General features: G+C 66.3%; 25 protein-coding genes. 13 read left to right on the top strand and 12 right to left on the bottom strand.

The features are described 5' to 3' along the window. Positions 1 to 43 precede the first annotated feature (43 nt). A complete protein-coding gene (mgtA, locus tag ETQ85_RS14685; protein WP_148579822.1) occupies positions 44 to 2,806 on the bottom strand; it encodes a magnesium-translocating P-type ATPase in 2,763 nt (920 codons plus the stop codon). Between the two features lie 82 nt (positions 2,807 to 2,888). After that, positions 2,889 to 3,695, bottom strand: coding sequence for an alpha/beta hydrolase (locus tag ETQ85_RS14680; protein WP_187394721.1), 807 nt, complete (start codon positions 3,693 to 3,695; stop codon positions 2,889 to 2,891). A 173-nt stretch (positions 3,696 to 3,868) separates the two neighbouring features. On the opposite strand from ETQ85_RS14680, the gene ETQ85_RS14675 reads away from it, so the two are divergent. The 8 genes from ETQ85_RS14675 to ETQ85_RS14640 all read left to right on the top strand — a co-directional run bounded on the left by ETQ85_RS14675 (position 3,869) and on the right by ETQ85_RS14640 (position 9,974). Then, positions 3,869 to 5,020 (top strand): sensor domain-containing diguanylate cyclase, encoded by a 1,152-nt coding sequence (locus ETQ85_RS14675; RefSeq protein ID WP_148579820.1) that lies wholly within the window; start codon positions 3,869 to 3,871, stop codon positions 5,018 to 5,020. 10 nt (positions 5,021 to 5,030) lie between these two features. After that, positions 5,031 to 5,534, top strand: a complete 504-nt coding sequence (locus tag ETQ85_RS14670; RefSeq protein ID WP_148579819.1) for a hypothetical protein — start codon at positions 5,031 to 5,033, stop codon at positions 5,532 to 5,534. Between the two features lie 230 nt (positions 5,535 to 5,764). Continuing rightward, entirely contained in the window at positions 5,765 to 6,784 is a 1,020-nt protein-coding gene (locus ETQ85_RS14665; protein WP_148579818.1) for a universal stress protein, read from the top strand. A 164-nt stretch (positions 6,785 to 6,948) separates the two neighbouring features. Continuing rightward, positions 6,949 to 7,389, top strand: coding sequence for a VOC family protein (locus tag ETQ85_RS14660; RefSeq protein WP_148579817.1), 441 nt, complete (start codon positions 6,949 to 6,951; stop codon positions 7,387 to 7,389). Next, on the top strand, positions 7,389 to 8,066 hold the full coding sequence (locus ETQ85_RS14655) for a TetR/AcrR family transcriptional regulator (protein WP_148579816.1): 678 nt from the start codon (positions 7,389 to 7,391) through the stop codon (positions 8,064 to 8,066). The genes ETQ85_RS14660 and ETQ85_RS14655 overlap by 1 nt, the downstream gene beginning before the upstream one ends. Before the next feature lie 99 nt (positions 8,067 to 8,165). Further along, complete coding sequence (locus ETQ85_RS14650; protein WP_148579815.1) at positions 8,166 to 8,498, top strand: zinc ribbon domain-containing protein YjdM; 333 nt, start codon at positions 8,166 to 8,168, stop codon at positions 8,496 to 8,498. Positions 8,499 to 8,607: 109 nt separating this feature from the next. After that, positions 8,608 to 9,456, top strand: coding sequence for an HDOD domain-containing protein (locus tag ETQ85_RS14645; protein WP_148579814.1), 849 nt, complete (start codon positions 8,608 to 8,610; stop codon positions 9,454 to 9,456). Continuing rightward, positions 9,453 to 9,974, top strand: coding sequence for a PAS domain-containing protein (locus tag ETQ85_RS14640; RefSeq protein WP_148579813.1), 522 nt, complete (start codon positions 9,453 to 9,455; stop codon positions 9,972 to 9,974). The genes ETQ85_RS14645 and ETQ85_RS14640 overlap by 4 nt, the downstream gene beginning before the upstream one ends. A gap of 21 nt (positions 9,975 to 9,995) precedes the next feature. Here ETQ85_RS14640 and ETQ85_RS14635 read toward each other — a convergent pair whose 3' ends face one another. The 10 genes from ETQ85_RS14635 to ETQ85_RS14590 all read right to left on the bottom strand — a co-directional run bounded on the left by ETQ85_RS14635 (position 9,996) and on the right by ETQ85_RS14590 (position 21,012). Then, entirely contained in the window at positions 9,996 to 11,033 is a 1,038-nt protein-coding gene (locus ETQ85_RS14635) for an NADP-dependent oxidoreductase (protein ID WP_148579812.1), read from the bottom strand. A 29-nt stretch (positions 11,034 to 11,062) separates the two neighbouring features. Then, positions 11,063 to 11,821, bottom strand: coding sequence for a glucose 1-dehydrogenase (locus ETQ85_RS14630; RefSeq protein WP_148579811.1), 759 nt, complete (start codon positions 11,819 to 11,821; stop codon positions 11,063 to 11,065). A gap of 33 nt (positions 11,822 to 11,854) precedes the next feature. After that, positions 11,855 to 13,165, bottom strand: coding sequence for an aromatic ring-hydroxylating oxygenase subunit alpha (locus ETQ85_RS14625; protein ID WP_148579810.1), 1,311 nt, complete (start codon positions 13,163 to 13,165; stop codon positions 11,855 to 11,857). A gap of 129 nt (positions 13,166 to 13,294) precedes the next feature. Then, positions 13,295 to 13,831, bottom strand: coding sequence for a nuclear transport factor 2 family protein (locus tag ETQ85_RS14620; RefSeq protein ID WP_148579809.1), 537 nt, complete (start codon positions 13,829 to 13,831; stop codon positions 13,295 to 13,297). Beyond that, on the bottom strand, positions 13,828 to 14,361 hold the full coding sequence (locus tag ETQ85_RS14615; protein WP_187394720.1) for a nuclear transport factor 2 family protein: 534 nt from the start codon (positions 14,359 to 14,361) through the stop codon (positions 13,828 to 13,830). The genes ETQ85_RS14620 and ETQ85_RS14615 overlap by 4 nt, the downstream gene beginning before the upstream one ends. 127 nt (positions 14,362 to 14,488) lie before the next feature. Further along, complete coding sequence (locus ETQ85_RS14610) at positions 14,489 to 16,462, bottom strand: oxidoreductase (RefSeq protein WP_148579807.1); 1,974 nt, start codon at positions 16,460 to 16,462, stop codon at positions 14,489 to 14,491. Between the two features lie 10 nt (positions 16,463 to 16,472). After that, positions 16,473 to 17,252, bottom strand: coding sequence for a helix-turn-helix transcriptional regulator (locus ETQ85_RS14605; protein ID WP_148579806.1), 780 nt, complete (start codon positions 17,250 to 17,252; stop codon positions 16,473 to 16,475). A gap of 47 nt (positions 17,253 to 17,299) precedes the next feature. Next, the gene (locus tag ETQ85_RS14600) at positions 17,300 to 18,757 is read right to left on the bottom strand and encodes an FAD-binding protein (RefSeq protein WP_148579805.1); all 1,458 of its coding nucleotides are present in this window, start codon (positions 18,755 to 18,757) and stop codon (positions 17,300 to 17,302) included. Between the two features lie 102 nt (positions 18,758 to 18,859). Further along, positions 18,860 to 19,258: a hypothetical protein gene (locus ETQ85_RS14595; RefSeq protein WP_246128774.1), complete on the bottom strand. Its 399-nt coding sequence runs from the start codon at positions 19,256 to 19,258 to the stop codon at positions 18,860 to 18,862. Next, on the bottom strand, positions 19,255 to 21,012 hold the full coding sequence (locus tag ETQ85_RS14590; RefSeq protein ID WP_148579804.1) for an FAD-binding protein: 1,758 nt from the start codon (positions 21,010 to 21,012) through the stop codon (positions 19,255 to 19,257). Before ETQ85_RS14590 ends, ETQ85_RS14595 begins: the two co-directional genes overlap by 4 nt. A 160-nt stretch (positions 21,013 to 21,172) precedes the next feature. Between ETQ85_RS14590 and ETQ85_RS14585 the strand changes: the two genes are divergently transcribed. The 5 genes from ETQ85_RS14585 to ETQ85_RS14565 all read left to right on the top strand — a co-directional run bounded on the left by ETQ85_RS14585 (position 21,173) and on the right by ETQ85_RS14565 (position 26,183). Further along, positions 21,173 to 21,760, top strand: coding sequence for a TetR/AcrR family transcriptional regulator (locus ETQ85_RS14585; protein ID WP_148579803.1), 588 nt, complete (start codon positions 21,173 to 21,175; stop codon positions 21,758 to 21,760). Positions 21,761 to 21,785: 25 nt separating this feature from the next. Continuing rightward, the gene (locus ETQ85_RS14580) at positions 21,786 to 22,232 is read left to right on the top strand and encodes a hemerythrin domain-containing protein (RefSeq protein WP_148579802.1); all 447 of its coding nucleotides are present in this window, start codon (positions 21,786 to 21,788) and stop codon (positions 22,230 to 22,232) included. A 128-nt stretch (positions 22,233 to 22,360) separates the two neighbouring features. Next, positions 22,361 to 23,977 (top strand): GMC family oxidoreductase, encoded by a 1,617-nt coding sequence (locus tag ETQ85_RS14575; protein ID WP_148579801.1) that lies wholly within the window; start codon positions 22,361 to 22,363, stop codon positions 23,975 to 23,977. A gap of 23 nt (positions 23,978 to 24,000) precedes the next feature. Beyond that, positions 24,001 to 25,002, top strand: coding sequence for an NADP-dependent oxidoreductase (locus tag ETQ85_RS27290; protein WP_148579800.1), 1,002 nt, complete (start codon positions 24,001 to 24,003; stop codon positions 25,000 to 25,002). A 32-nt stretch (positions 25,003 to 25,034) separates the two neighbouring features. Next, the gene (locus ETQ85_RS14565; RefSeq protein ID WP_148579799.1) at positions 25,035 to 26,183 is read left to right on the top strand and encodes an alkene reductase; all 1,149 of its coding nucleotides are present in this window, start codon (positions 25,035 to 25,037) and stop codon (positions 26,181 to 26,183) included. Positions 26,184 to 26,188: the final 5 nt, after the last annotated feature.

The raw sequence follows: 26,188 nt of genomic DNA, 5'->3' as shown, positions 1-26,188 counted from the left end.
TTGTGGGTCGGACTTCAGTCCGACTACACCCCCCCAGGCAGCCTCACTGCCACCCGTAGCGCCGCGTATACATCCCCTTCATCAGCTGCGTCAGCCCCATGTAACCCAGCAGGATTGCCGACAGCCACAGGAAGTATTCCGCCGGCAGCGCCTGCAGCTTGAAGTAGTGGGCCAGCGGACCCATCACGATGGCGATGCCGGTGAGCATCGTCGCGCTGGTCATGGCGATCAGCGGCCACGATGCACGGCTCTGCACGAAGGGCAGCTTGCGGGTGCGGATCATGTGCACGATCAACGTCTGCGACAACAATCCCTCGATGAACCAGCCCGACTGGAACAGCGTTTGCGCGGCCGGCGTGGTGGCGTGGAAGACGAACCACATCAGCCCGAAGGTGGCCACGTCGAAGAGCGAACTGAGCGGGCCGAAGCACACCATGAAGCGCCCCAGGCCGTCTGTGTCCCAGTGCTGGGGGGTGCGCAGGAATTCCTCGTCCACGTTGTCGAAGGGAATGCCGGTCTGGGACACGTCGTAGAGCAGGTTCTGCAGCAAGAGGTGCATCGGCAGCATCGGCAGGAAGGGCAGGAAGACGCTGGCCACCAGCACCGAGAAGACATTGCCGAAGTTGGAGCTCGAGGTCATGCGGATGTACTTGAGCATGTTGGCGAAGGTCTTGCGGCCTTCCATGACCCCGTCGCCGAGCACCAGCAGGCTTTTTTCGAGCAGGATGATGTCGGCCGCCTCCTTGGCGATGTCTACTGCCGTATCCACCGAAATGCCGATATCGGCGGCGTGCAGGGCTGGCGCGTCGTTGATGCCGTCGCCCATGAAGCCGACCACGTGGCCGTTGGCGCGCAGGGCCCGCACCACGCGTTCCTTGTGGGTGGGCGACAGCTTGGCGAAGACGGTGGTCTTTTCGACCGCCAGGCCGAGGGCGGCGTCGTCCATCTTCTCCACGTCACTGCCCAGCAGCATGCCGCTGACTTCCAGCCCGACTTCCTGACACACCCGCGCCGTCACCAGCGCGTTGTCGCCGGTCAGCACCTTCACCGTCACGCCGTTCAGCCGCAGGGCCTTGAGGGCCGGGGCGGCGGTTTCCTTGGGCGGGTCGAGAAAGGCCACGTAGCCGGCGAGGGTCAGGCCGGTTTCGTCGGCGACGCCGTAGACGCTCTGGTCGGGCGGCGTTTCCTTGATGGCCACGCCCATCACGCGCAGGCCGTCGCCGTTCATGGCGCCGGTGACGGCGTTGATGTGGGCGAGGATGTCCGGCGTCAGCGGCTCGATGGTCTCGCCACGGCGCACCTGGGTGCAGGCGGCCAGGATTTCCTCGATGGCGCCCTTGCAGATCAGCAGGTGGCGCTCGTCCCGTTCGGCCACCACCACCGACATGCGGCGGCGCTGGAAGTCGAAGGGGATCTCGTCCACCTTGCGATAGTTGTTGGCCGGGTCGAGGCGGGTGAGTTCGTCCGAGCGGGCCAGCACGGCCACGTCGAGCAGGTTTTTCAGGCCGGTTTGGTAGTGGCTGTTGAGCCAGGCGTATTCGAGTACCGGCAGCGAGTCTTGCCCGTCGATGTCGATGTGGCGCTGCAGGACGATCCTGTCCTGGGTCAGGGTGCCGGTCTTGTCGGTGCACAGTACGTCCATGGCGCCGAAGTTCTGGATCGCGTCGAGGCGCTTGACGATGACCTTCTTGCGCGACAGCAGCACGGCGCCCTTGGCGAGGGTGGACGTGACGATCATCGGGAGCATTTCGGGGGTCAGGCCGATGGCGACCGACATGGCAAACAGGAAGGCTTCCAGCCAGTCGCCCTTGGTGAAGCCGTTGAGCACGAAGACGATCGGCGTCATCACCGCCATGAAGCGGATCAGTAGCCAGCTGACCTTGTTCACGCCGGCCTGGAAGGCGGTGGGTTCGCGCTCGACGGTGGCGACCCGCTGGGCCAGGGTGCCGAAATAGGTGTTGGCGCCGGTGCCGACGGCCACGCCGGTGGCCGAGCCGCTGAGCACGTTGGTGCCCATGAAGGCGATGTTGTCGAGTTCCAGCGGGCTGCTGGTGGCCGCGTCGCGCAGGGCGACGAACTTCTCGACCGGCAGCGATTCGCCGGTCATTGCCGCCTGGCCGATGAACAGATCCTTGGCGCTGAGCAGGCGCAGGTCGGCCGGGATCATGTCGCCTGCCGACAGCACCACCACGTCGCCGGGCACCAGTTCGCGCAGGGGAATTTCCACGTGCCGCGCCGGCCTGCCGTCGATGTCCAGGTGCACCGTGGGCGCTGCATCCGGCACGGTGCCGGGCGGCGCGCGGCGCAGCACGGTGGCCTGGTTGCCGACCATCGCCTTGAGGGCGTCGGCGGCCTTGCTGGAGCGGCTTTCCTGCAGGAAGCGGATCAGCGTGGACAGCACCACCATGCAGCCGATCACCGTGGTGGCCTTGAGGTCGCCGGTGTACAGGGAAATCGCCGCCAGCACGCTGAGCAACAGGTTGAAGGGGTCGATGTAGCAGTGCCACAGGTGCAGCCAGGCGGGCATCGGCTTTTCGTGGCCGACGACGTTTTCGCCGGCCTGGCGGCGGATGCGCGTGACCTCGCCGGCGTCGAGCCCATCCGCATGGCTGTGCAGGCGGGCGAGGAGGGCGGCGGGGTCCTCGCGGGCGGCGGCGTTGAGGGTGGCCGCCAGGTCGGGCGGCACCACCTTGCTGACCGGCACATGGCGGAACAGCTCGAAACTGGCGAGGCGCAAAAAATGCCTCGCCATGCGCCGCCGGTGCAGGTGGGCGACGAAATGGGCACGGAGCGGAGCGTGTTTCATGGTGCGGGCCGGGTCATGCCCGCCAGTTTACGCCCGTCGGCCCGCCGCCCATGTGTGTTGGCGCGCACACCCGCAGGGCGGGTTACGGAATGGTCTCGATCCAGTCTGCCAGCATCCCGGCTGTTGCGGCCCACTGGGGGTCGAGCATCAGCATGTGGCCGGAACCTTCCACGGTAATGGTCTTGGCCTTCCAGGCCAGGGCGGTGAAGAACATCATCGAAGCGGGGAACACTTCATCCGCCGAGCCGCCCATTACCAGTGCCGGAATATCCGGCCGGCGGCCCATGGGCATGAAGGGCAGGACGGCCATCTCGGTGACGGCGTGGTCGGATTCGTCCTGAACCATGTGCAGGAACTGCTCCACCTCGTCGTGGGCCATGCCCGGAGCAAAGTACACCTCGGCCATCACCCGGATGCTGTGCTCGGTGGTGTCGCCGGACAGCACGTTGGGCATTTCGGTGAAGAATTCCGGGTGCAGCATGGCCAGCCGGCTGGCCGAACCGCTGGTGCCGGTGGGCGGTACGGGCGACAGGAAGGCGACGCCAGCAGCGAGGGGCGTACCGGCGCTCGTCAGGTAACGCTGGGCCACCAGCGTGCCCATCGAGTGTCCGATCAGTATCGGCGCCGACGGCAGCGTGGTGACGGCCTGGGCCAGATCCTCGGCGTAGTCCGCCAGCCCGAAGTCACTGAGCCGCTCGCGCCCCTCGCTGTCGCCGTGGCCGGACAGGTCGAGGGCGTAGCAGTCGTAACCGAGCTGGTTGAGGAAGGGAATCCAGTGATGCTGCCAGCAGTAGGAGTTGGTATAGCCGCCGTGGATGAAAAGCAGCGGATGACGGCCGGTCGGTGTGGCTGCGGGATGCTGGTGAATCTTGAGTTTGCGGGGGGACATGGTGTTGTTCTGGGTTGCGGTGGTCAAACGGTTGGAGGCAGCACGGATTCTGGCATGCGCGTGACGGAGCGGGGCTTCGTCTGTAAGCTGAAGCATCGAACAAAAATCAAACCTGACTGGATGTCCTGCACACCTCTGGCCCACATCACGGGGTCGGCCTTACTGACAAGCCCATGGCCGATACGCCCAACAAAAACCCCTGGCTGGTAGGCATGCACTACCGCATGCGTACCGTCGCTTTTGCGATGATGTTCGTGGCGAGTGCCCTGCACAGTACAGGCAAGAGCTACAGTCCGGGGCTCTGGTCGCTGCTGGTCCTGCTGTTTCTGATCTATCCCCACCTCCAGTATTACCGCGCATGCAGGGCTCGTAAGCCGCTGGAGGCGGAAATGCACAATCTGCTGATCGACTCCGTGCTGCTCGGATTGGCCGTTGCTGCGCTCGGTTTTCCCCTGTGGATCACCTTCTCGGCCTTCCTCGGGACCATTTCCAACAACACCGCCAACATGAACTGGCGCGGGGCCGGCAAGACCCTGCTGGCCTTTCCGGCCGGCGCCCTGGTTGGCTATGCGGTGTCTGGCTTCACGCTGTCGCCCGCCACCGGCTGGCCCGCCACCTTCTTCTGCATTGTTGGCCTGAGTGCCTATCTGATTGCGATGGGCAACATCAGCTTTGCCCGCATCAGCCGGCTGCGCCTGACCCGCGAGGCCTTGAGGCTGCGCGAAACGGAGCTGGTGGATGCCAACCAGACCCTGCACCGGAAGCTTCAGGAAATCGACCTGCTTCAGGATCAGCTCCGCGAGCAGGCCAACCGCGACGCACTGACCGGCCTGTTCAACCGGCGCTACCTCGACAGCACCCTTGATCGGGAACTGGCGCGCTGCAAGCGGGAAGGGCAGCCGCTGGCCCTGATCCTGATCGACATCGATCACTTCAAGCAGATCAACGACACCTATGGCCACCAGGCCGGCGACGAGATCCTGCTGCAACTGGGCATGCTGCTTGGCCGCATGGCCCGCTCCGCCGACGTGGCGTGCCGCTATGGCGGCGAGGAGTTCCTGCTGCTCATGCCCACCATGCCCCTCGAGGTGGCCATCGAGCGTGCCGAAGAGCTGCGCCTTGCCTTTGGCGAAATGATCGTGCCCTTTGGCAACTTCCGTCTGAAGGCGACCCTGTCGATCGGCGTTTCGGCCTATCCGGGGCACGGCACCTTTGCCGAGGAGCTGATCCGCCATGCCGACAAGGCACTCTACCGGGCCAAGCACAGCGGTCGCAACCGGGTCGAAGTCTGGGATCCGGAGGCGGTGATGTCCGCCGCGCAGTAAAATCCGGGCCATGACATCCAATGCAATCAACGAGGCCCCCGAGGCCGACATGCCCGCTGCCATCAAGGAAGACCGCCTGTGGCGCGAGGACGGCTGGACGGCCCGCGTCATCAAGAACCAGGACGATGACGGCTGGGCCGTGGAAATGATCAAGGACGGCGAATCCGAACCGGCCCTGGTTGGCCCGTGGACGATGGGCCGTGACAAGAAGAATCCCAAGCCGCTCGACGTTTCGGCCTTCCATACCCTGGTCAAGACCGCCTCCGAAGTGCTGCGTCGCCACGAACAGCACCTCCACGCCATGCTCCACAAGAGCATCACCGTCAGCACCGCCGAAGGGGCAATCAGCGTCACCCTCGACATCGTGCCCGACGAATATGAACCCTATGCCATCCTCGGCGCCCACAACGCTTTCGGTGAGCAACTGGCCGAGGTGCGCGTCGAGCCGGGCTTCAAGCTGACCCGGGCCAGCGCCGCCGCGTGGGTCGACGCGGCGTTTCGCCGGCCGGACTGACTGATCCACGTCGGCAGTTTCTTCCGGATCCTGTAATTGCTTGCAGGTGTTGGCAAGGGCAATCTTTGGGCGTAGTATAAAAACGAACAAGTATGTTTTGTTTGGTGTTTTGACGTAATACTGTGTGAGCCTTGACGGCGCAGCAAGTCGTCCGGCTTTCGACCCCACGACCGCCGGCAGTCGGGGTGTACCCAGTGCGCCCCGCTGATTCTGGCCAAGGAGTACGTCGTATGTACCAGCACATCCTCGTGCCGGTGGATGATTCCGAACTGGCGATCATCACGGTAGGCAAGGCAGTCAGTTTTGCCCGGACCCTGGGAGCGCGAATCACGTTCTTCCATGCGCGTTCGGATTTTGCGGCCACCAGTGACGGTGCCGTCATTCATGCACTTTCTCCCACCGAATTCGTCGAGCAGGCCGCCGGCAACGCCCGCGCCGTGCTGGCCCGTGCCGAATCCGAGGCGCGTCTGGCCGGTGTGCCCTTCGCGTCGGTCGGCCGCACCAGCGACAGGCCCTACGAAGCCATTCTCGACATCGCCACCGAACAGGGCTGCGACCTGATCTTCATGGCATCCCACGGCCGGCGCGGCCTCAAGGGCCTGCTGCTCGGCTCGCAGACTCAGAAGGTTCTCGCGCATACAACCATTCCGGTGCTCGTGTCGTCCGTCGAAAGCAACGCCCTGACGCCGGACATGGATTTGGCGCTGGCGGTCATCAAGGGCGAACACCGCTCGATGGCGGCGGTGATGCACGGCCTCAAGCACGTTCTGCTGGAAGCCCGCAGTGCGGGAAGCGCTGCCGATGTGCGGCTGCTGCGCAGCATGGTGTATTACTTCCGCAACTTCACCGAAGGCCTGCATCACCCCAAGGAAGACGCCTACCTGTTCGACAAGCTGGCCGGGCGCTCCCACGATGCGGACGAGGTGCTGGCTACCCTGCGTGCCCAGCACCATGAAGAAGGTGCCTACATCGAGGCTGTCGACAAGGCCGTCAATGCCTACGCCGGCAGTCCGGACGGCGCGCACCTCGACGCGCTCATCGAGGCCGTGGACCGCTATGCCGGACGCCTCTGGGAACACATGAACCTGGAGGAGAAGTTCATTCTCCCCGCCTGTCAGACCCATCTCACCGGCCCCGACTGGGCTGCCGTCGCCCACGCCTTCGAGGCCAACGGCGATCCCCGTTTCGATGCCGACAAGGCCCAGGGTTTCGACAAGCTCTTCCTGCGGCTGGTCACCCTGGCCGATTAGCAAAAACAAAAAGGAAAAACTCGGCAGGGTTCGCCCTGCGGGATTGCTTTGCGGTGCTGCCGTGGCCCTGTCGGCGCTGCCGGCCAGATCAACTGTCCCGACCTGCACGCTGCGCCTCATCCCTTGAGCGCCACCCCTTCACCCAGTTTGTCGAGGACAGAACCATGATTCGTGCCGTGCACCACGTGGGCATTTCCACCCCCAATCTGGCCCGCCTGCGCAGTTTTTACTGCGATCTGCTCGGCTTTACCGAGCTCTCGCACATCACCTGGCAGCCGGGTGAGGCCCAGATCGACAAGGTCATGGCCTTGAGCGGCACGGCGGCTTCCGTCGCGATGCTGAAAATGGGCCCCACCTGCGTCGAGCTGTTCCAGTTCGAGGCCCCGCCGCAACCGCCGCGCGATGCCGGCGACCGGCCGGTGCAGCGCCACGGCATGAGCCACCTGTGCTTCGATGTGGCCGACGTGGAAGCCGACTACCAGCGCCTGCTGGCGGCCGGGGTGCGTTTTCATGCGCCGCCGCAGGATTTCGGCAGCGTCAAAGCCACCTACGGGCGCGACCCGGACGGCAATGTCTTCGAACTCCAGCAAATCGTCGACGGCTGATGACCTGTTACCGCAAGGCGTCGGGCCTGGATGGCGGCTGGCGGGCGGCGAAGAGTCAGCACACGCGCGAACAGATTCTCGACGCCACCCTTCGCTGCCTGGTCAGCGAAGGCTATGCCCACAGCACCATCGACACCATCGCCTCCCGGGCCGGCGTGTCGCGGGGGGCGATGACCCACCACTTTCCGTCGCGGGCCGAGCTGTTCCTGGAGTTCGGGCCCTACCTGGTGGACCTGCGCATCGCCGAATACGAGGAGGTGGTCCGTCGCATCAGCGCCCGCATGAATGGTCTGCCGACGCCCGCCAACATGCGCGAGACGGTGAACCTGCTGCACCACCGCTACTTCAACCGCCCCAGCCTGTTGGCGCTGGAGGAGCTGCTGCTCGGGGCGCGCACCGACGTGGCCCTGCGGGACATCGCCGGAATGGCACAACGGGAGCTGGATCGCCGTGAAATGGCGGTTCGCACGGCTTGTCTGCCGGTCTGGAAGGGGCTGGACGCTAGTAGTGAATTGCTGCGCGACATGATGACCAACGTGCTGACCAGCCTGGCCATCACCCCCGCCCACCTGATGAGCAGCGAGCGTCACGAGCACCTGTGCGACCTGATGGCGGCCGTCTCGATGGACGAGTTCAGCCGCGCTTATGCTGGGCTCAAACCAGCCGGGCCAGCCTGAGCATGGGCCGCTGGCGCTTCGCCTCCACTGCCCGACAGGCGTATATTCCGACCTCCGCGAGCGGCCTTGTCCGCGCACCATCCCGAATCAGGAGTCAGCATGAGCAGTTTGCCGAAGTGTCCCCAGTGCAGTTCCGAATACACCTATGAAGAGGGCGACAACTACGTTTGCCCCGAGTGTGCCCACGAATGGCCGAAAGTCGCCGCTGCCGAGGAAGTCCGCGTTGTGCGCGACTCCAACGGCAATGTGCTGCAGGACGGCGACACCGTCACCGTGATCAAGGACCTGAAGGTCAAGGGCGCCTCGTCGGTGCTCAAGGTCGGCACCAAGGTCAAGAACATCCGCATCGTCGAAGGCGATCACGATATCGACTGCAAGATCGACGGTTTCGGCGCCATGCAGCTCAAGTCGGAGTTCGTCAAGAAGGTCTGAGTCCAGCCCGCCGTCGGCGGCGTTTTCCCCGGCTTGTGGGAAGCGTTGCCGTGGTCGATACTCGAAACATCGGTCTGGCCGGCGCCGGCGGATCTTCAGGGAGGCTGCCATGCTCACTACGCACCAGAAAAACTGGAAAGTCGATCAGTGGGTGGCCTACCTGAAGGTCCGGGACATCCCGATCATGCCGCGCTCGCGCTTCCTGATCCTGGCGATCGCCGAGGGGGGCGACGCGCTTTCGTCGCCGAAGGAGCTGTCCAGGATCGTCACTGGCGATCCGTTCCTGGCCCTGCGCAGTCTGCGCTATGCCGAGGCGCGCCGCTCGCGCCGGCTCGGCAGCGACACCACCACGTCGATGGCCTCGCTGATGCAGATCGGCCTCGATGGCCTGCTCGACATTGCCCGTGACAGCCCCCTGTGCGACGACGCGCTGGTGGGGCTGGTGGATTGTGAGTTCGCGTCGGCGAGTGCCTCCTATATCGCCCGCGCCTGGTCAGCCCACCGGGCCGACGTGTCGCCCGACGAAATCGCGCTGGCGGCGCTGCTCGCCGACATTGGCGAAATGATGCTGTGGCACTTTGCCACCGAAATTCCCGAGCGCGTCCAGGACGAGGCCAGGTCCGGGCGGGCGCTCAGCCAGTTGCAGGCGCAACTGCAGGGCGCCGGTTTCTCGTTCAAGGCCCTGTCGCTGGCCCTGGCCGAAGCCTGGGGCCTGCCACCGCTGATCACCCAGCTTATCCGCGGTGTCGACAGCGTGCGCGCCAACATCGCGCGCCTGGCCAGCGCCACCGCCAAGCACATCCAGACCAATCCGGAAAACCCGGCCCTGCCGTCCGACATCATCAGCGTGCGCGACTTCGTCCCCGCGAGCAGTTATCGGAGCCTGCTGGCGCCCCTTCCCATTTCCGACGAATTTCGCGAAGCGGTCCTGAAGGCCGTGACGACGGAGGTTGAATGAAGAATCACGACATCGTCCCGACGCTTGTCGAGCAGTGCATGCAGGACGGCGAGTACATCGTGTCCACCACCGATCCGACGGGTCGCATCACCTCGGCCAACGAGGTGTTGCTGCGCTTTTCGGGCTACCGCGCCGATGAGCTGATCGGCCAGCAGCACAACATCCTGCGTCACCCGGACATGCCCCGGGCGGTGTTTGCGCTGGCCTGGGAGACGATCGCCGAGGGCGAGGCCTTCCTCGGCTACATCAAGAACCTGAGCAAGAACGGCAGCTTTTATTGGGTGTTTGCCCACATCTTTCCGCTCTTCGACGAAGAGGGCAGGCTGACCGGCTACAAGTCGATCCGGCGCAAGCCGCGCGCGGATGCACTGCCCGGGGTGGCCGCGCTTTACGCCGCCATGTGCCAGACTGAGGCCGAAGCCGGCCCGCGGGACGCGATTGCCGCCGGGCGGGCCGTGCTGTCCAGGGTGCTGGCCGGCAAGGGCCAGGGTTACGAGGCCTTCGTCGCGGCCCTGTGAGGGCGTACGACGAGGCGCCTTCTACAGATCCTCGCTGGTCAGCCTGACCAGCAGCTTGCCCTTGTTCTCGCCGGTGAACAGTTTGGCGAAGGCGGGGATGGTGCTGTCCAGCCCGTCCGAAATATCGTCGGTGAACTTCAGTTGGCCGCTGTCCAGCCAGCCCTTCATCTCGGCAATGGCTGCGGGGAACTGGTCCTTGTAGTACAGCGTGAGAAAGCCGCGCACGGTGGCGCAGCGGGCCAGGATCTGCCAGTAGTGGTAGGGGCCGGGGATGGGGCCGTTTTTGGTGTAGTCGCCGATGGCGCCGCAGAAGGCGACCCGCGCGAACATGGCCAGGTTGAGCAGCGCCGCGTCGAGGATTTCGCCCCCCACGTTGTCGAAGAAGATGTCGACGCCCTTGGGGCACAGTTCGGCGATCTCCCGCGACAGCTGCTCGGTGTTCTTGCCCTTGTAGTTGATGGCGGCGTCGAAGCCCAGTTCGTCCACCAGCATGCGGCACTTGGCGTCGGTGCCGGCCATGCCCACCACGCGGCAACCCTTGATCTTCGCAATCTGCCCGGCCAGCGAACCCACGGCGCCGGCAGCGGCGCTGATGAGGGCGGTTTCGCCCGGCTGCGGCTTGCCGATGTCGAGCATGCCGAAGTAGGGCGTCAGACCCATCGCGCTGAACACGCTCAGGTGGTAGTGCAGCGGAAAGTCGGGGCTGGCCTTGACCGGGTAGAGGCCGTCGCCGGCCACCACCGAGAAGTCTTCCCAGGCGGCACAGGCGTAGGCCACCACGTAGTCGCCGGGCTGGTGGGCCGGGTGGCGGCTTTCGACGACCCGCCCGAGGGTGGTGCTGCGCACCGGCGCACCCAGGGGAATCGGCGGAAAGTAGCTGCAGTCTTCCTTCATCCAGCTGCGCACGGCAGCGTCGAGGGACAGGTAGAGGTTCTGGATCAGCACTTCTCCGTCGGCGGGGCTGGGGACGGGCGTTTCGCGCAGGGTGAAGTCGTCCGGACCCGGAATGCCTTCGGGGCGGCGGGCGAGGGTGATCTGGTGATTTTTCTGGTTGGTCATGGCGGGGCTCTGTGGGGTCGGGCGTCGGCTTACTGGGCGGTCCAGCCGCCATCCACCGTGACCAGCGCACCGTGGACGAAGGAGGCGGCGTCGGAGGCCAGCCACAGGATGGTGTTGGCGACTTCTTCCGAGGTGCCGAGGCGGCCGATGGGATGCAGCGGCAGCAGGCTCTTTTCGAGTTCGGGCAGGTTGGGGTGGTTTTCGAGCAGCGGGGTGCGGATCACGCCCGGGCAGATGGCGTTGATGCGGATGTTCTTGGCGCCGTATTCCACTGCGCAGGTCTTGGTGAGGCCGGCCACCGCGTGCTTGCTGGCGTTGTAGGGCGAGGCGCCGGGCACGACGGTGATGCTGAGGGCCGAGGCGGTGTTGATGACCACGCCGCCGCCCTGCTTTTCCATCTGGGCGATGGCGTACTTCATGCACAGCCACACGCCCTTCAGGTTCACCGCGATCACCTTGTCGAAGTCGGCTTCGGAGGTTTCGGTGATCGGCGCCATGTCGTTGTCGACGCCGGCGTTGTTGAGGGTGATGTCGAGGCGGCCCCAGGTTTCGACGATCTGCTTGACCAGGTTTTCGACTTCGGCGGCCTTGGTGACATTGACCTTGAAGAAGCGGGCGACGCCGCCGGCGGCTTCGATCAGGGCGACGGTTTCGTTGCCGGCGGCCTCGGTGATGTCGGCGACGGCAACGGAGGCGCCTTCACGGGCGAAGGCGAGGGCGGCGGCGCGACCGATGCCGGAACCGGCGCCGGTGATGAGGACGACTTTTTTCGGGAAGGTGATCTGCATGGGTTTCTCCGGGAATTGGGGGTAGGGCGAGGCTTAGCGGCGGCCTTCGATGTAGTCGTTGATCACTTCATGGAGGCGACGCACGCGGGCCTCCTGGCCGGACAGGTAGGCGTCCTGGTAGCCGCGCGAGTGCAGGCCGCGTTGTTGCGCCACGGCAACGCTCAGATCCTGGTCGGCGACGAAGCCGAGGGATTCCACGCCTTCACCGAAAATCTCGTGGGCGGCCGGCACCACCGGACGCATCCCCAGCGGCGTGGCGGCTTCGGGCACGCCTTCGACTTTGGGCACCATGAACCAGTGGTCGAACAGGCATTTCTCCGGATCGCTGGGGTGGGGCTGGGGGCGCAGCACCTGGTAGCCGTCCGCCGACATGGTCAGCGAGATGTTGGGGAACAGGGTGTAGTGGTGGTAGTCGGTGAGCTGGTCGTCGGAGAGCTTTTCGTAGTGCGTGTAGCCGCGCTCCTGGCCGAGCTTGCGTTTTTGCACCATCAGGGCCGCGCGGGCTTCACGGACGCGGCCATGGAAGGGTTCCGGGTCGACTTCCCAGCTGCGCAGGATGTCGTCCAGCGGGGCCTGCACCTGATCGGTCCGGCTGCTGCTGGCGGGCAGCGCGCCCTTCATCTTCATGCGGTTGTGGCCGCTCTTGTACAGATCGAAATCGGTGTTCTGGTAGGCGTTGTCGATGAAGGTGCCGAGTTCCCGGTGCAGGCTCTGCACGTGGTAGGACTCGTTGAAGTTGTCGTGGATGATCTTCCAGTTGCAGTCCACCGTGCCGGTGAGCCACATGACGCGCACCCAGTTGTCGCTCTGGTAGCGTTCGAGCTGCTCGGCGACCACGCCGAGGGCCTCGCGCAGGCTGGGGGCTGCGGGGTCCATGTTGAACCACACCAGGCCACCGAGGGTTTCGCAGCGGATTTCCTTCAGCTGCACCTTGCCGATCGGGTTGCCCTGCGGGTAGTCCTCGGCGTCGCGCACGTGGCGCACCACGCCGTCGAGGCTGAAGGCCCAGCTGTGATACGCGCACACCAGGCGCTTCACGCCGCACTTGTGCTCTTCCTTGACCAGCCGGTTGCCGCGGTGGGGACAGACGTTGTAGTAGGCACGGATCACGCCGGCCTCGTCGCGCAGCATGAGGATCGATTCCTCGCCGATGCTGTGGGTGATGGTGCTGCCCGTTTCGGCCAGCTGCGCGCTCATCCCGCCGATCTGCCAGGTGCGGGTGAAGATGTGGTCCCACTCTTTTTGTGCGAATTCGCGCGAGTAGTAGCGGTCGCCCGTGATGGGGTCGCCGCGCAGGAAATCGCCGCTCAGCTTTTCCTTTTGTGTGCGTTCCTCGATATGCATTTGCTCCTCCTTGTTCGCCGAAACCCGGTCAGCGACTTATTGATGTGGATGGTTTCCAGTGCTCTTCTGCAGGGTCAGGCCCGGCCGTCTTGCTGCGGCGTGCAGGCGGTTTTCAGCTGGATGGGCCGCTCAGCGCAGGATGCCGAGGGCGTAGGCCGGGTCGCTGCGGTCGCGCCGGCCGGTGTCGAAGCTGGCGTAGATGCCCTCGGTGCTGCCGGAAAAGGGCCAGCAGGCGTTCCAGTCCATGATCAGCTTGCGCGAGAACATGCGCCAGGTGCCGTCGCGCTTCTCCCATACGTCGTGATAGCGCAGGCCGTCCGGGCAGTTGATGACGCCACCGCCGTATTCGGCGGGCAGCGCCGCTGCGGCGTTGCCGAGCATGTAGGACTCGGCCATGGCGCGGTCGCCGTCGAGGACGATGCTGATGTTGCCGACGCGGTGCCAGCCCATCAGCAGGTTGTCGCGGATGAAGGGAATGTCCCACGCGCAGAAGTCCATCGCGTTGCCGTCGAAGACGCCGAAGATGACCGAGCCGTCGGGATGGAAGGTGGACTTCAGGAGTTCCACATCGCAGCGGTCGATGGCCTGGATGTAGTGGCACATCTGGGCGTGGATGGCCTGCTCGTCGGCCAGGGCGCGGATGCGGGCGCTGGCGTCGGTACTCATGCCTGTGCTCCCAGCAGGGCGTACACCGGGTCGCTGCGGTCGCGGGTGCCGCGCAGCTTGATCATGCCGAACAGGCCTTCGTCCCACACGGCGGTGGTGGGCTTGTTCATGTTCCAGTCCATCACGAAGGCGCGGGTGGCGATCTTCCAGGCGCCGTCCTCGCGCTTGTAGGTGTCCAGGTAGCGGCCGCCGATCCACTGGTCGTTCTTGCTGCCGTTTTCCACCAGGGTGCTGATGGCGATCAGGTACACCTCGCCGCGGGCGGTGTCGCCGTCCACTTCGTAGTATTCGTTGGAGATCGCGTGGTAGCTGCGCTCGCGTACCGCGTCGGGGGTGGTCACGGCGGTGGTGAATTCCTGCGCCGGGCCCTTGAAGGCACCACAATCCACCTGGGCGTCACGGGTCCATACGGAGCCGAGCATTTCGGCGTCCATGCGGTCGGCGCCGCGGCAGTAGCGGGTGTTCAGGTTGTGCAGGTCGCGCTGGGCTTCGAGTTCTTCCAGCAGGGCGATATCCGGATTCTGGTCCATTCTTGTCTCCATACCGTTTTGTTTGTGTTTGTCAGTACAGCTTACCTAGCTATTTATAAAAAACAAGATTGTTGGTTTTGTTTGTTGGGTAATTCAGGATTCTTCGCCTGTCGGACACGCGCCAGGCCTAGACCGCCATGCCGGCCAGCCGGCCTTCACGGATCGCCACGGGCAGGAAGCGCGGGGCGTTGGCATCGCCGATGACCTGCAGCGGGATGCCGCTGGCCGCCAGTTCGCTGGCCAGTTCGCGGTTGGGGGCGTTGTGCGAGATGAAGACCACCCGTTCGGCCGGCACGCGGAAGGCGCCGGGGCCGCCGGCAGGCAGGTAGGCAGGCAGCAGTTCCACGTCGTTTTGTCCGATGGCCAGCGCGCGGGTGCGCAGGTGCAGCGTGAAGCGGCCGCGGGCGAAGCGCTGCAGGGCCGGCTCGGCGGACAGCGCGGCTTCCATCTGGTGGGCGAAGGCGGCGTGGCGGGTGACGAAATGCACTTCGGCGCCCTGGGCCAGCAGGTGTTCGGCGGCGGCGATGCCTTCGTAGTGGCCCACATCGTCGATGACCACGGCGCTTTTCACTGGGCGGGGCGGGCGTTCGAGCAGCAGGTCCCAGCTCGACAGCACGTGCGGGCGCGCGATGCCGGCAATGGGTTCGCCCGGGTGCGACAACTGGATGCCGTCCATGCGCGGCAGCGAGCCGGTGGCGAGGATCACCGCGTCAGGCGCCAGGCTGCGGATGTCGTCGGCCGACAGATAGGAGGACAGGCGCACGTCCACGCCGAGGCGGTAGATCTCCTGTTCCAGCCACACGGCAATGTCGGCGATGCCGTGGCGCTGGGGGGCGCGGGCGGCGATGCGCAGGGTGCCGCCGAGATCGTCCGCCGCTTCGGCCAGCGTGACCGTGTGGCCGCGCAGGGCGGCGACGCGGGCGGCTTCCATGCCGGCCGGGCCGCCGCCGACCACCAGCACCCGGCGCGGTGTGGCGACGGGGGTGAGGCGGGTGTCGTCGAGGCTGTCCTCGGCGCCGATGGCCGGATTGACCGTGCAGCCCATGCGCGCCGCCGGGCCGAGCAGGCCGCCGACGCAGCCCTGGTTGCAGGCGATGCACGGGCGCACCTGTTCCGGGTGGCCGGCGAGGGTCTTGTTGACCAGTTGCGGATCGGCGATGTGGGCGCGGGTCAGGGCCACCAGGTCGGCGTCACCGAGGCGGATGATCTGGTCGGCTTCTTCGAGGGTGCGAAAGCGCCCGGTGACGATGGCCGGCGTGCGCGCCGCGCGGGCGATGGGGGCGCTGGTGGGCATCTCGTAGCCCATCGGTTCGTGCATGCCGCCGATCAGCTTGGGAAAGGCGTGGTAGTCGCCGAGGGAGACGTCCACGAAGTCGATCAGGTGTTCGTCTTCCAGCGCCTGCACGGCGCGCTGCACGTCCTCCACGCCAATGCCGCCGGCCGATTGATCGGGGGCGACGCGCACGCCGACGGCGAAGTTCACCGACACGGCCCGGCGCACGGCGGCGACCACTTCGCGCAGGAAGCGCAGGCGGTTCTCGAAGCTGCCGCCGTAGCCGTCGCTGCGCCGGTTGGCGTTGGGCGACAGGAACTGGGCCGGCAGGTAGCCGTGGGCGCAGTGGATCTCGACTCCGTCGAGGCCCCATTCCTCGCACTGGCGGGCGGTGTCGGCGTAGGCGGCGACGATCTCGTCGATCATCGCCTGGGTCATCGGAACGGGCGTGACGCCGATGGTCGGGCTGGGTACGTCGGAGGCCGACCAGGGCGGCGAGCCGTCGAGCGGGAGGGCGTTGTGGCCGCCGTGCCAGAGTTGCTGGAAGAGCTTCATGCCGTGGGGGCGCACGGCGGCGACCAGCTTGCGGTAGGCGTCGCCGATGTCGGGGATGAAGACGTTGAGCGTGGCCGGGGTGCTCGGATGCACCGACAGGATCTCGATGATCGACAGGCCGACGCCGCCCTCGGCCCGGGCCAGGTGGTAGCCGATCAGCGCATCGTTCATCGTGCCGGCACCCAGGTTGGTGGCGTGGGCGGTGCGCACGACGCGGTTTTTCAGCGCGACGGGGCCGAGATTGATGGGCGTGTGGACGTGAGTGAGGGGCATGTGGCGGGCGTCAGAAGAGGTGGATCAGCCCGAGGGCACAGGCGATGGCCACCGCGTGGGTGCGGTTGCTGGCGCCGAGCTTGCGGGAGGCGTTGCCGAGGTGGAAATGCACCGTCTCGCGGGAGCGCCCGAGGATGGTGCCGATGTCTTCTTCGGTCTTGCCGCGGGCGGCCCAGCCGAGGCATTCGATCTCGCGCAGGCTGAGGGTGTCGGCGGCGGCCGTGGCTTCGCGCCGACGGGCCGCGCCTTCGAGGGCGTCCACGCGGGTGATGAAGGCGTGGGAGATCAGGTAGGTATCGCGCCAGGTGTCGCGGTAGCGGCGCAGCAGGCTGCCCGGGTCGCGGCTGAACCACGAGACGTAGCCGGTCTTGCCGCCGGGGCGGTGTACCGGCACGGTGACGGCGCCGTCGCCATGCACCGAGTCTTTGTAGGACTTGAGGATGCGGCGTTGTTCGCCGCTCAGCGGGGTGTCCTTCCAGGCGTCGCTGTCCGGGTCGCAGTCCCACACGAAGGGGTCCATGCTGCGTCCGCAGCGGCGGGTCACCGGGCAGTCGAGGCCCATGCGCTGGTCCACCCAGGCTTTCACGTAATCGGCCGACCAGCCCATGGCGACAGCGACGAATTCGCCGCTGGCCGTGCGTGGCAGGCCGTTGCGATCCATGTCGGGGTGGAAGGCGGCCAGCCCCCAGCCGAGGGTGCCGGCGTATTCGGCGAGGAGGGCGGCGGCCTCGCCGAGGGTGGCCTGCTGGCCGAGTTGCTGGCGAAAACGGGTATCACAGGACGTGCGCACGACAGTCTCCCGACTAGGAGGATGAAGAGGCGAAAGGCGCGGCTTGTTCAGGCGCCGGCAGCGAGGCGGCCGGCGACGCGGCCGAAGTACGAGCCCGGCCCGAGGCTGAGTCCGCTGGCGTAGTCCTTGCCGTCGCGGGAGACGCTGGAGGCACAGGCGCCCGCCGCGTAGAGGCCGGCGATCACTTCGCCGTCGTGGCCGATGACTTCGGTGCGGGCGGTGGTCTTGAGCCCGCCGAGGGTGATGTAGAGATACACCGATTTGTTGAAGGACACGTCGAAGGCGGCATACGGGCCGGCGTTGAGCGGCTTGAGCCAGTCGGGGTGCTTGTGCAGTGCCGGGTCGCGGCCTTCGGCGGCGTGGGCGTTGTAGTCGGCCAGGGTGCGCTGCAGGGCGCCTTCGGGCAGGTTAAGGCCGGCTTCCATCTCCTCGACGGTTTCCCAGCCATCGACCAGGGTGTGGTGAGAGAAGTCGGTGAGCTCCGGGTAGGCGAAGATCTCGGAATCGAGGATCAGGTAGGCCTTGCGGCCGGGCTGCTCGATGATGAAGGAGGCCGTGCGCCCGTGGTAGGAATCCTCGGCCACGAAGCGCTCGCCACGGGTGTTCACCAGGATGCCCTTGATGAGCTGGCTCGGCGGGTAGAAGGATGCGGTGGCGATGACCCCGCTCATCGACTGGGTGACCGCGCCGGCCGACTGGCCGAGGAGGATGCCCGAGCCGTCGTTGTAGGGCACGCCCAGCGGGTAGCTGTTGCCCAGCATGTGCGGCAGGTGCTCGGCGAGCATCTCCTGGTTCATGTTGAAGCCGCCGGTGGACAGGATCACGCCCCTGCTGGCCCGCGCGTGGTGGTCTTCGCCGGTCTTGCGGTAGCGCACACCGACGACACGCTGATTGTCGTCCATGATCAGCGCCGTCACCTGGCTGTCGTAACTGGCGCGCAGGCCGGCTTCCCGGCAGCGCGCGAGGAGGGCTTCCATGGCCAGCGAGCCGGCGTTCTCGCCTTCACGGGCAACCTTGTGGCCGCGCGGGGCGGGTTTGGCGACTTCGCGGTAGGGCCACACCTTTTCGTTGCCGGTGCTCATCAGGCAGGTGGTGGTGGTCAGGAACACCGCCTTGCCGGGAAAGTAGCTGCGCTCGAAGGGCACGCCCTGGGCTTCCAGCCAGTCGAAGTGGGCCACGCAGTTGTCGCAGAAGGCACGCACGATCGCGGCGTCGGGGGAGATCCCGTTGGCCATCAGGAAGTCGTACATGGCTTCCGGCGTGTCCTCGTAGTCGGCCGCCTTTTGCACGGCTGTGCCGCCGCCCAGATAGAAGATCCCCGATGACAGGGCACTGGCCCCGCCACCGTCGCCAGCCCGCTCGATCACCAGCACGTCGGCGCCGGCACGTCTGGCTTCCAGCGCCGCGCAGGCGCCGGCAATGCCCATGCCGACGACGATCACGTCGGCCGTGTCGCTCCAGCGTTCGATGCTGCTGGCGCGGATGATTTCAGGGGGTTGGCTCATGGATATCTCCGTGTGTCCGTGGGTCGGACTTCAGTCCGACATCCCACGCTGGATCGACGTGCCGAGGCGGATTGAAGTCCAACCCACAGGGCGCGTGTGGTTTCAGTTGTTCGGTGCGCCGGCGGCGATCCAGCTGCGGATCCGCTCCCGGACTTCCGGTTCGAGGGGCGGGGCGCCGAAGGGCATCTGCACGCCCTGGCCGCCGGCATCCAGATGCGTGCCGTCGAGCTTGTGCATCAGGTAGCTCTTGCCGGGCGCGCCGGGTTCGACGCGGCGCAGCGGGCTTTCGATGGACGCCACCTTGACCAGCGAGGCCCACGCGGCGACGGGATGGAGTTTCATGTTTCCGGCTTCCTGGCCGGTCAGATGGCAGGTGGCGCAGTGGCTGCGCAGCACCGGCACCACGTCCTTGGCAAAGCTCACCGACTCTGCCGCCCCGGCACTGCCGCCCTGCACCAGCAGGGCGGCAGCCAGGACGAATGCTTGGCTGCCGGACATCATGCTTTTGCCGTCGGTTGCTGCATGGCGTGCAGGCCGGCGATGTAGCCGAAGGTGAGAGCCAGGCCGATGGTGCCGCCGGCGCCGAAGTAGGCGCCGCGGGCCGGGCTGGCGATGCAGTTGCCGGCGCCGTACAGGCCGGGGATCGGCTTGTTGTGGGTGTCGAGCACCTGGGCCTTCTCGTTGATGGCCGGGCCGCCGTTGGTATCCAGCGCGCCGGGGCCGAGGATGAAGGCGTAGAAGGGGCCGTTCAGCGGATGCATGGTGACGTTGGGCATCGGATTGGCGGGCTGCCTCGATTCCTTGCGCACCGGCGAGAAGAGGGCCTGCCAGTCCTTGTCGTACTCATGCACGCCGCGCTCGAATTCCGGATCGACGCCGGCTTTGGCGTAGCCGTTGAAGCGGCTCACGGTATCGGCCAGGCGGGCCTTGAAGTCCGGCGCGAGGGTGTAGCTGCCGATGTGCTTTTCGAGCTTCTTCACGCGCTCGGCGATGTTGTCGGCCAGCTCGGCCAGGGTGTTGCCCTGGATCATGAAGCGGGCGGCGCGGCGGTCGGCCGGAATCGGGAAGGCGCCGCCGAAGGCGTCCAGGCTGCGCTCGTCGAAAACCATGAACTGGACCTGGTTGGGGAATTCCTTCTTCACCGGGTCGAAGACGAAGTGCAGCTGGGTGCGGTCGTTGTAGTTGATCTTTTCGTTGACGATGCGCTGGCCGTACTTGTTGACCAAAATCATCGAATCCCCCGGCAGCACGAAGGCGCCCAGGCCGACGGCGCGGTTTTCAAGGGCTTCTTCGAGCACGACCTGGGTGCGCCAGGCGGTGTTGAGGGCGCCCATCCTGGCACCCGCCGCCCCGGCGATGGAGATGAAGTCGCCGGTCGAGCCGGGCATGGCGCAGGCGCCATACAGGCCGGGCTGGTGCAGGCCGACCAGTTCGGTGTTGTGGGAGAAGCCACCGGTGCCGAAGACCACCGCCTTGCGGGCCTTGATGCGCACCAGCTTGTCGCCGTGCATGGCTTCGATGCCGATGGCGCGGCCGTTGTCCATGACCAGCTTGGTGACCCGGTGTTCCAGCAGCACGGGCATGCCGCGCTTGGTGAGCCAGGCTTCCAGTTGGGCGGCCAGGCTGCCGCCGCCGAGGCTCGAGCCGGCACCGGCAGCGGGTTCCAGGGCACGGCCGCGGGAGACCTTGTTCTCCGGCAGGTGGTCGGCGTAGTCGGGGGCATGCTTGTCCACGAACCACATCTTGAATTCCTTGAAGCGCACGGCGCCCAGCTTGTCCATGTGCTCGATCATCGGCGAGCCGTTGTCGTAGAAGGCTTCGAGCAGGCGGTAGTCGCTGGCCGGCAGGCCGAGGGTCGGGCTGGTCGGCGTGTATTCGCGCGGGAAGGCGTAACGGGCCAGGAAGCGCAGGCAATCGGTCTTGTTGTCGTCGATGCCGCGGGCGCGCAGGAAGGGGTTGTTGGGGATCCAGGTGACGCCGCCGGACTTGCCGGTGGTGCCGCCGGGCAGCGGCATCTTTTCGACGAGGATCGCCTTGCCGCCCTGGCCGACGGCGGTAACCGCGGCCGCACAGGCGGCGGCACCGGAGCCGACACACACCACGTCGGTTTCGTGGTCCCACTTGAGGGAGGCGGGGGACGCCTTGGCGGCCTGGGCGGCGGAGGCCATGCCCAGCGTGGCGAGGCCGCCAGCGGCCATGGCGCCGCGCTTCAGCAGGTCACGACGGGTCGGCTGCCTGGGGGTATTGCTGCTCATCCGGTTCTCCTTTGTTACTGCGTTGAAAGCCCTGGGGGCTTCCTTGTCTCGGGATCCAAGATCGCCTGCTGGTCGGTGGGAAGCAGGTCGTCTCAGATGTCTGGCTTTATTTACAACGGATGTTGTAAAATAGATTAGTCCCACCCTACGAGTCAAGTCAATGCCCGCAGTCGTCGATCACGAAAAACGTCGCCAGCAGATTGCCGGCATCGCCGCCGACCTCATTTCCCGGGTTGGCCTCGATGCACTGACGATGCGCGAAATTGCGGCGGCGGCGGGCTACAGTACGACCATCGTCACCCACTATTTCGCCAGCAAGCGCGACCTGCTGCTGTACACCTACCGGGCTTCGGCGAGCAACGCGCAGGGCCGGGTAAATACCGTGCTGGCGCGCGATCCCTGCGATCTGAAGGGCAGCATCGAGGCCCTCCTGCCCCTCGACGAAGCGCGTCTGCAGGACTGGAAGGTGTACCTGGCCTTCTGGCAAATCGCCCTGGTGGACCCGGATTTTTCGGCCGAGCAGCGTGCCCAGGCCAACAACGCCCGGAACATCCTGCAGGGGGTGCTGGTGGCGCGCGCCCAGGCCGGGCTGGTGCCGGCGGATCAGGTGGATACGCTGGCCCGGCGCCTGCTGGTGTGCGTTGTCGGCATGGCGGTCCAGGCGGTATTCGATCCGGTGGACTGGTCGGGGGATGGGCAGCGGGCCTTCCTGGACGCAGAACTCCGCTCCCTCGTCGGGGCGGATTAAAAAACCAAAAGAGGAGACACAAACCATGAGTGACAACACAGCCCTGCCGTGGACCGACAACTACCTGCTCGGCTACCCGCCGATGGACGACACCCATCGGGAGTTCGTCGATATCGTCGATGCCATGCTGAGCTGCGAGGACGCGGCCTTTGCCGGCCATCTGCGTGCCTTCATCGTGCATGCTGAAGCCCACTTCGCCGAAGAAAAGGCGTGGATGGAATCCACTGACTTTCCGGCCAGCAGCTGCCACGTGGATGACCACAACGCCGTCTATAACTCGGCCCTCGAGGTCGAGCCCCACGTGCTGGACGGCAACGTGATGATCGGCCGCATGTTTGCCGCCGAACTGGCGCGCTGGTTTCCGGGCCATGCCGATTACCTGGATTCGGCGCTCGCCCAGTGGATGGCCAAGCGCAAGCTGGGCGGTGTGCCGGTGGTGCTGAAGCGCAATATCACCACGACGGAATCCTGATTGCGGTACGGTGCTGTTGGCTTTTCACGGCCAGCGGTGTAGTCTTAAACAAACAGACAATTTTGTTTGTGGTTTGAGTGGCCCGATCACAGGCGCCGCCTGCCACAGCCCGGAGGAGGACTGGAATCATGGAAGCTTACGATTACATCGTGGTGGGGGCCGGTTCGGCTGGTTGTGTGCTGGCCAATCGCCTGTCGAAGGACGGCAGGAGCCAGGTCTTGTTGCTGGAAGCCGGCGGTGACGACAGCAGCCCGCTGATCGCCATGCCCAAGGGCTTCGCCAAGCTGGTGGCGATGCCCAGGCACGCCTGGCACTTTCCGGTGCATCAGCCGCGCAAACCGGGCCTGCCGGCGGCTGAAGTGTGGGTGCGCGGCAAGGGCCTCGGCGGCTCCAGCTCCATCAACGGGATGATCTACATCCGCGGTCAGAAGGGCGACTTCGACGACTGGGAGGCGCACGCCGGCGCCAACTGGGGCTGGGACGCCATGAAGGCGGCCTTCAAGGCCATCGAAGACCATGAGCTTGGCGCCGACGAACTGCGTGGCGCTGGCGGCCCGGTGCACGTGAGCACCGGCAAGTTCCGCTACCCGGTCAGCGAGGCGATGGTCCGTGCCGGCGAAGAGATGGGCCTGGAGCGCAAGGAAGACTTCAACCGGGAAGACAACGAAGGCGTCGGCTACTACGCCCACACCATCAAGAACGGGCGCCGGGTCAGTTCGGCGGCGGCCTTTCTCAAGCCGGCCATGGCGCGCCCCAACCTGAAAGTGCTCACCGGCGTGCAGGTCGAGCGCGTGCTGTTTGAAGGCAAGCGGGTGGTTGGCGTGGCGGCCCGGCACAACGGCGAGGCCGTGACATTCCGCTGCCGTGGCGAGGTGATCCTGTCCACCGGCGCCATCCTGACCCCCAAAATCCTGCAGTTGTCCGGCATCGGGCCGGGCGAGCACCTGCGCGCCAAGGGCATTCCGGTGCTCGCCGACTCGCCCGACGTGGGCCGTCGCATGCGCGATCACCTGGGCTTCCTGCTGCCCTTCCGCCTGAAGAACGATCCGGGCCTCAACGCCCGCTTCCGCGGCATCGGGCTGGTGAAGAGCGTGCTGCAGTATTACCTGCTGAAGAGCGGCCCGATGGCCACCGGCCCCTTCGAGGTCGGCGCCTTCTTCCGCACCGCGCCGCAGGTCAGCCGCCCGGACGCCCAGCTGTATCTGTCGGCTTTCACCTACCCGCGCAGCGAAGACAACTTTCCGGTGCCCGACGGCGTCGAGGACAAGCCCGGCGTCACCGCCTACGGCCAGCTCCTGCGCCTGACCAGCGAAGGCTCGGTGATGGTCAGCTCGTCCGACCCGCAGGCCGCGCTGGAAGTCACCCCCAACTGGCTCTCCACCGAAGAGGACTGTCAGGCCGCGGTGAACATGGTCAAGTACATGCGCCGCTACATGCGTCAGCCGGCTTTGGCGAAATTTGTCGGCGAGGAACTGCTGCCCGGCGGTTGCGAGACCGATGACCAGATCCTCGACGTGTTCCGCCAGGCCTCCCTGTGCGGCACCCACGCGGTGGCCTCGTGCCGCATGGGCAGCGACGCCGCCTCGGTCGTCGACGAGCGCCTGCGCGTGCGCGGCGTCGAAGGCCTGCGCGCCGCCGACTGCTCGGTGATGCCGGCCCCCATTTCCGGCAACACCAACGGCCCGGCCATGGCGCTGGGCTGGCGGGCTGCCGACCTCATCCTGGCCGATCGCGCCGGGTGCTGAACCCCTTTTCCGAAAGTCGCTCCATGACCGAATCGAACCGCCAGGTTTTGCTGGCCAGCCGCCCCGAGGGCAAGCCCACGGAATCCAGCTTCCGCATCAAAGACGGCCCGCTGCCAAGCCTTGGCGAAGGCCAGGTGCTGGTGCGCAACCAGTGGCTGTCCATCGACCCCTACATGCGCGGCCGCATGATGGACATCCGCACCTACGCCGAGCCGGTGGCGCTGGGCGACGTAATGGTCGGCGACACCGCCGGCATCGTCGTCGAATCGCGTCACCCGGGTTTTGCGGTGGGCGATGCCGTGGCCGGCCACCTGGGCTGGCAGCGCTTCGGCGCCATCGACGGCAGCTTGCTGCGCAAGGTGGATACGACGCGGGTGCCGCTGTCGGCGGGCCTCGGCGTGGCCGGCATGCCGGGCGTGACGGCCTACGTCGGCCTCATCGACCTGTGCGCCCCGCAGGCCGGTGAAACGGTGGTCGTCACTGCGGCTTCCGGCGGCGTCGGCAGCGTGGCCGGCCAGCTGGCCAAGCTGCGCGGCTGCCGCGTGGTGGGCGTGGCCGGCGGGGCGGACAAGTGCCGTCACGTGGTGGACGATCTGGGTTTCGACGCCTGTATCGATTACAAGGCGGCCGATTTCAAGGCCAGCCTGAAGGCGGCGCTGCCGGACGGCGTGAACTGCATCTTCGACAACGTGGGCGGCGAAGTGCTGGATGCGCTGCTGCCGCGCCTGCGCCCCGGTGCGCGCATCACCCTGTGCGGCGCCATCTCCGAGGTGGACAACCCCAGCCCCCACGGCATCCGCCGCCTGCTCCCGCTGATCGTCAATCGGGTGAAGGTGCAGGGTTTCATCGTCGGCGATCACCCGGAACGCTGGGCGCCGGCCATCGATGAACTGAGCGGCCACGTGGCCGCCGGCCGCATCCATTTCCGGGAGACGGTGGCCGAAGGGCTCGAAGCCGCCCCCCGTGCCCTCATCGACCTGCTCGCCGGGCGCAGCCTGGGCAAGCAACTGGTCCGCATCCTCTAAAGCCTGCACCCCCAACCGAAAGGCCCCACACGATGACCGCTCCCCTCGACGTGCTGTTCAAGCCCCTGCGTATCGGCAACGTGACGCTCAAGAACCGCCTGGTGATGGCGCCGATGACGCGCAACCGTTCGCATCTCGACGGCGTGCCGAGCGCGCTCAACGTGCTGCACTACCAGCAGCGCGCCAGCGCCGGGCTGATCGTCACCGAGGGCGTCTACCCCAGCGAAATGGGCAAGGGCTATCTGTTCTCGCCGGGTCTGTGCACCGACGCCCACGCCGCCGGCTGGCAGCAGGTGACCGACGCCGTGCATGACAAGGGCGGTGCCATCTTCGCCCAGATCATGCACGTCGGCCGCCTGTCCGACCCGCTGATGCTGGACGGCGCCCAGCCCGTCGGCGCGTCGGCCGTGCAGCCGGACCCGACCGCCCGCCACTACACCGTAACCTGCCCGCGCCCCAAGCGCGCCTACCCGGAGCCCCGCGCGCTCACCACCGCCGAGGTGTACGCGGTGATCGAGGACTACCGGCGCAGCGCCGCACTGGCCAGAAAGGCCGGTTTCGACGGTGTCGAGATCCACGCTGCCAGTGGCTATCTGCCGATGCAGTTCCTGTCCACCAACACCAACCTGCGCAGCGACGAATTCGGCGGCAGCGTGGAGAACCGCGCGCGCTTCCTGCTCGCCATCGTCGATGCCATCGCCGCCGACCAGGGCTCGGCCTTCGTGGCGGTGAAGCTGTCGCCGGGCTGGACCTTCCACAACGTCTTCGACGACGACGCGGTGGGCACCTATTCGTACGTGACCAAGGAACTCTCGAAGCGCCACATCGCCTACCTGCAGGTGGGCAACTACGGCATGGACTGGGACGTGTACGCCACCCTGCGGCCGCTCTTCGACGGCCCCTTCATGACGGTTGCCAGCTTCACCCGCCAGAGCGCCGCCGAGATGATCGCCGCCGGCGGTACCGATCTGGTCGGCTTCGGTCAGGCCTTCATCGCCAACCCCGATCTGGCCGAGCGCTTCCGCAACGGCTGGGAGATCAACCGCCCGGACATCGCCACCTATTACAGCCAGGGCGCCGAGGGCTACACCGACTACCCCTTCCACGGCCACAGCACCCGCGACGACCTCCTGCCGACGGACGCGCCGCTGGTGCCCGTGTCTGCCGACGTCACCGGTTAAGGAGG

The sequence above is a fragment of the Zoogloea oleivorans genome (assembly GCF_008107625.1).
In the GTDB taxonomy this organism is placed as follows: Bacteria; Pseudomonadota; Gammaproteobacteria; order Burkholderiales; family Rhodocyclaceae; genus Zoogloea; species Zoogloea oleivorans.
The sequence above is the reverse complement of the archived record's forward strand: the minus strand, read 5'-3'. Positions and strand labels throughout refer to the sequence as shown.

Bases quoted from the DNA above. Each gene is read 5' to 3' on its own strand.
- ETQ85_RS14590 (WP_148579804.1), bottom strand. From the start codon at position 21,012: ATGAGCAGCAATACCCCCAGGCAGCCGACCCGTCGTGACCTGCTGAAG.
- ETQ85_RS14680 (WP_187394721.1), bottom strand. From the start codon at position 3,695: ATGTCCCCCCGCAAACTCAAGATTCACCAGCATCCCGCAGCCACACCG.
- ETQ85_RS14660 (WP_148579817.1), top strand. From the start codon at position 6,949: ATGATTCGTGCCGTGCACCACGTGGGCATTTCCACCCCCAATCTGGCC.
- ETQ85_RS27290 (WP_148579800.1), top strand. From the start codon at position 24,001: ATGACCGAATCGAACCGCCAGGTTTTGCTGGCCAGCCGCCCCGAGGGC.
- ETQ85_RS14585 (WP_148579803.1), top strand. From the start codon at position 21,173: ATGCCCGCAGTCGTCGATCACGAAAAACGTCGCCAGCAGATTGCCGGC.
- ETQ85_RS14635 (WP_148579812.1), bottom strand. From the start codon at position 11,033: ATGACCAACCAGAAAAATCACCAGATCACCCTCGCCCGCCGCCCCGAA.
- ETQ85_RS14565 (WP_148579799.1), top strand. From the start codon at position 25,035: ATGACCGCTCCCCTCGACGTGCTGTTCAAGCCCCTGCGTATCGGCAAC.
- ETQ85_RS14630 (WP_148579811.1), bottom strand. From the start codon at position 11,821: ATGCAGATCACCTTCCCGAAAAAAGTCGTCCTCATCACCGGCGCCGGT.
- ETQ85_RS14650 (WP_148579815.1), top strand. From the start codon at position 8,166: ATGAGCAGTTTGCCGAAGTGTCCCCAGTGCAGTTCCGAATACACCTAT.
- ETQ85_RS14620 (WP_148579809.1), bottom strand. From the start codon at position 13,831: ATGAGTACCGACGCCAGCGCCCGCATCCGCGCCCTGGCCGACGAGCAG.
- ETQ85_RS14610 (WP_148579807.1), bottom strand. From the start codon at position 16,462: ATGCCCCTCACTCACGTCCACACGCCCATCAATCTCGGCCCCGTCGCG.
- ETQ85_RS14655 (WP_148579816.1), top strand. From the start codon at position 7,389: ATGACCTGTTACCGCAAGGCGTCGGGCCTGGATGGCGGCTGGCGGGCG.
- ETQ85_RS14615 (WP_187394720.1), bottom strand. From the start codon at position 14,361: ATGGACCAGAATCCGGATATCGCCCTGCTGGAAGAACTCGAAGCCCAG.
- ETQ85_RS14600 (WP_148579805.1), bottom strand. From the start codon at position 18,757: ATGAGCCAACCCCCTGAAATCATCCGCGCCAGCAGCATCGAACGCTGG.
- ETQ85_RS14580 (WP_148579802.1), top strand. From the start codon at position 21,786: ATGAGTGACAACACAGCCCTGCCGTGGACCGACAACTACCTGCTCGGC.
- ETQ85_RS14625 (WP_148579810.1), bottom strand. From the start codon at position 13,165: ATGCATATCGAGGAACGCACACAAAAGGAAAAGCTGAGCGGCGATTTC.
- ETQ85_RS14675 (WP_148579820.1), top strand. From the start codon at position 3,869: ATGGCCGATACGCCCAACAAAAACCCCTGGCTGGTAGGCATGCACTAC.
- ETQ85_RS14595 (WP_246128774.1), bottom strand. From the start codon at position 19,258: ATGATGTCCGGCAGCCAAGCATTCGTCCTGGCTGCCGCCCTGCTGGTG.
- mgtA (WP_148579822.1), bottom strand. From the start codon at position 2,806: ATGAAACACGCTCCGCTCCGTGCCCATTTCGTCGCCCACCTGCACCGG.
- ETQ85_RS14665 (WP_148579818.1), top strand. From the start codon at position 5,765: ATGTACCAGCACATCCTCGTGCCGGTGGATGATTCCGAACTGGCGATC.
- ETQ85_RS14640 (WP_148579813.1), top strand. From the start codon at position 9,453: ATGAAGAATCACGACATCGTCCCGACGCTTGTCGAGCAGTGCATGCAG.
- ETQ85_RS14645 (WP_148579814.1), top strand. From the start codon at position 8,608: ATGCTCACTACGCACCAGAAAAACTGGAAAGTCGATCAGTGGGTGGCC.
- ETQ85_RS14670 (WP_148579819.1), top strand. From the start codon at position 5,031: ATGACATCCAATGCAATCAACGAGGCCCCCGAGGCCGACATGCCCGCT.
- ETQ85_RS14575 (WP_148579801.1), top strand. From the start codon at position 22,361: ATGGAAGCTTACGATTACATCGTGGTGGGGGCCGGTTCGGCTGGTTGT.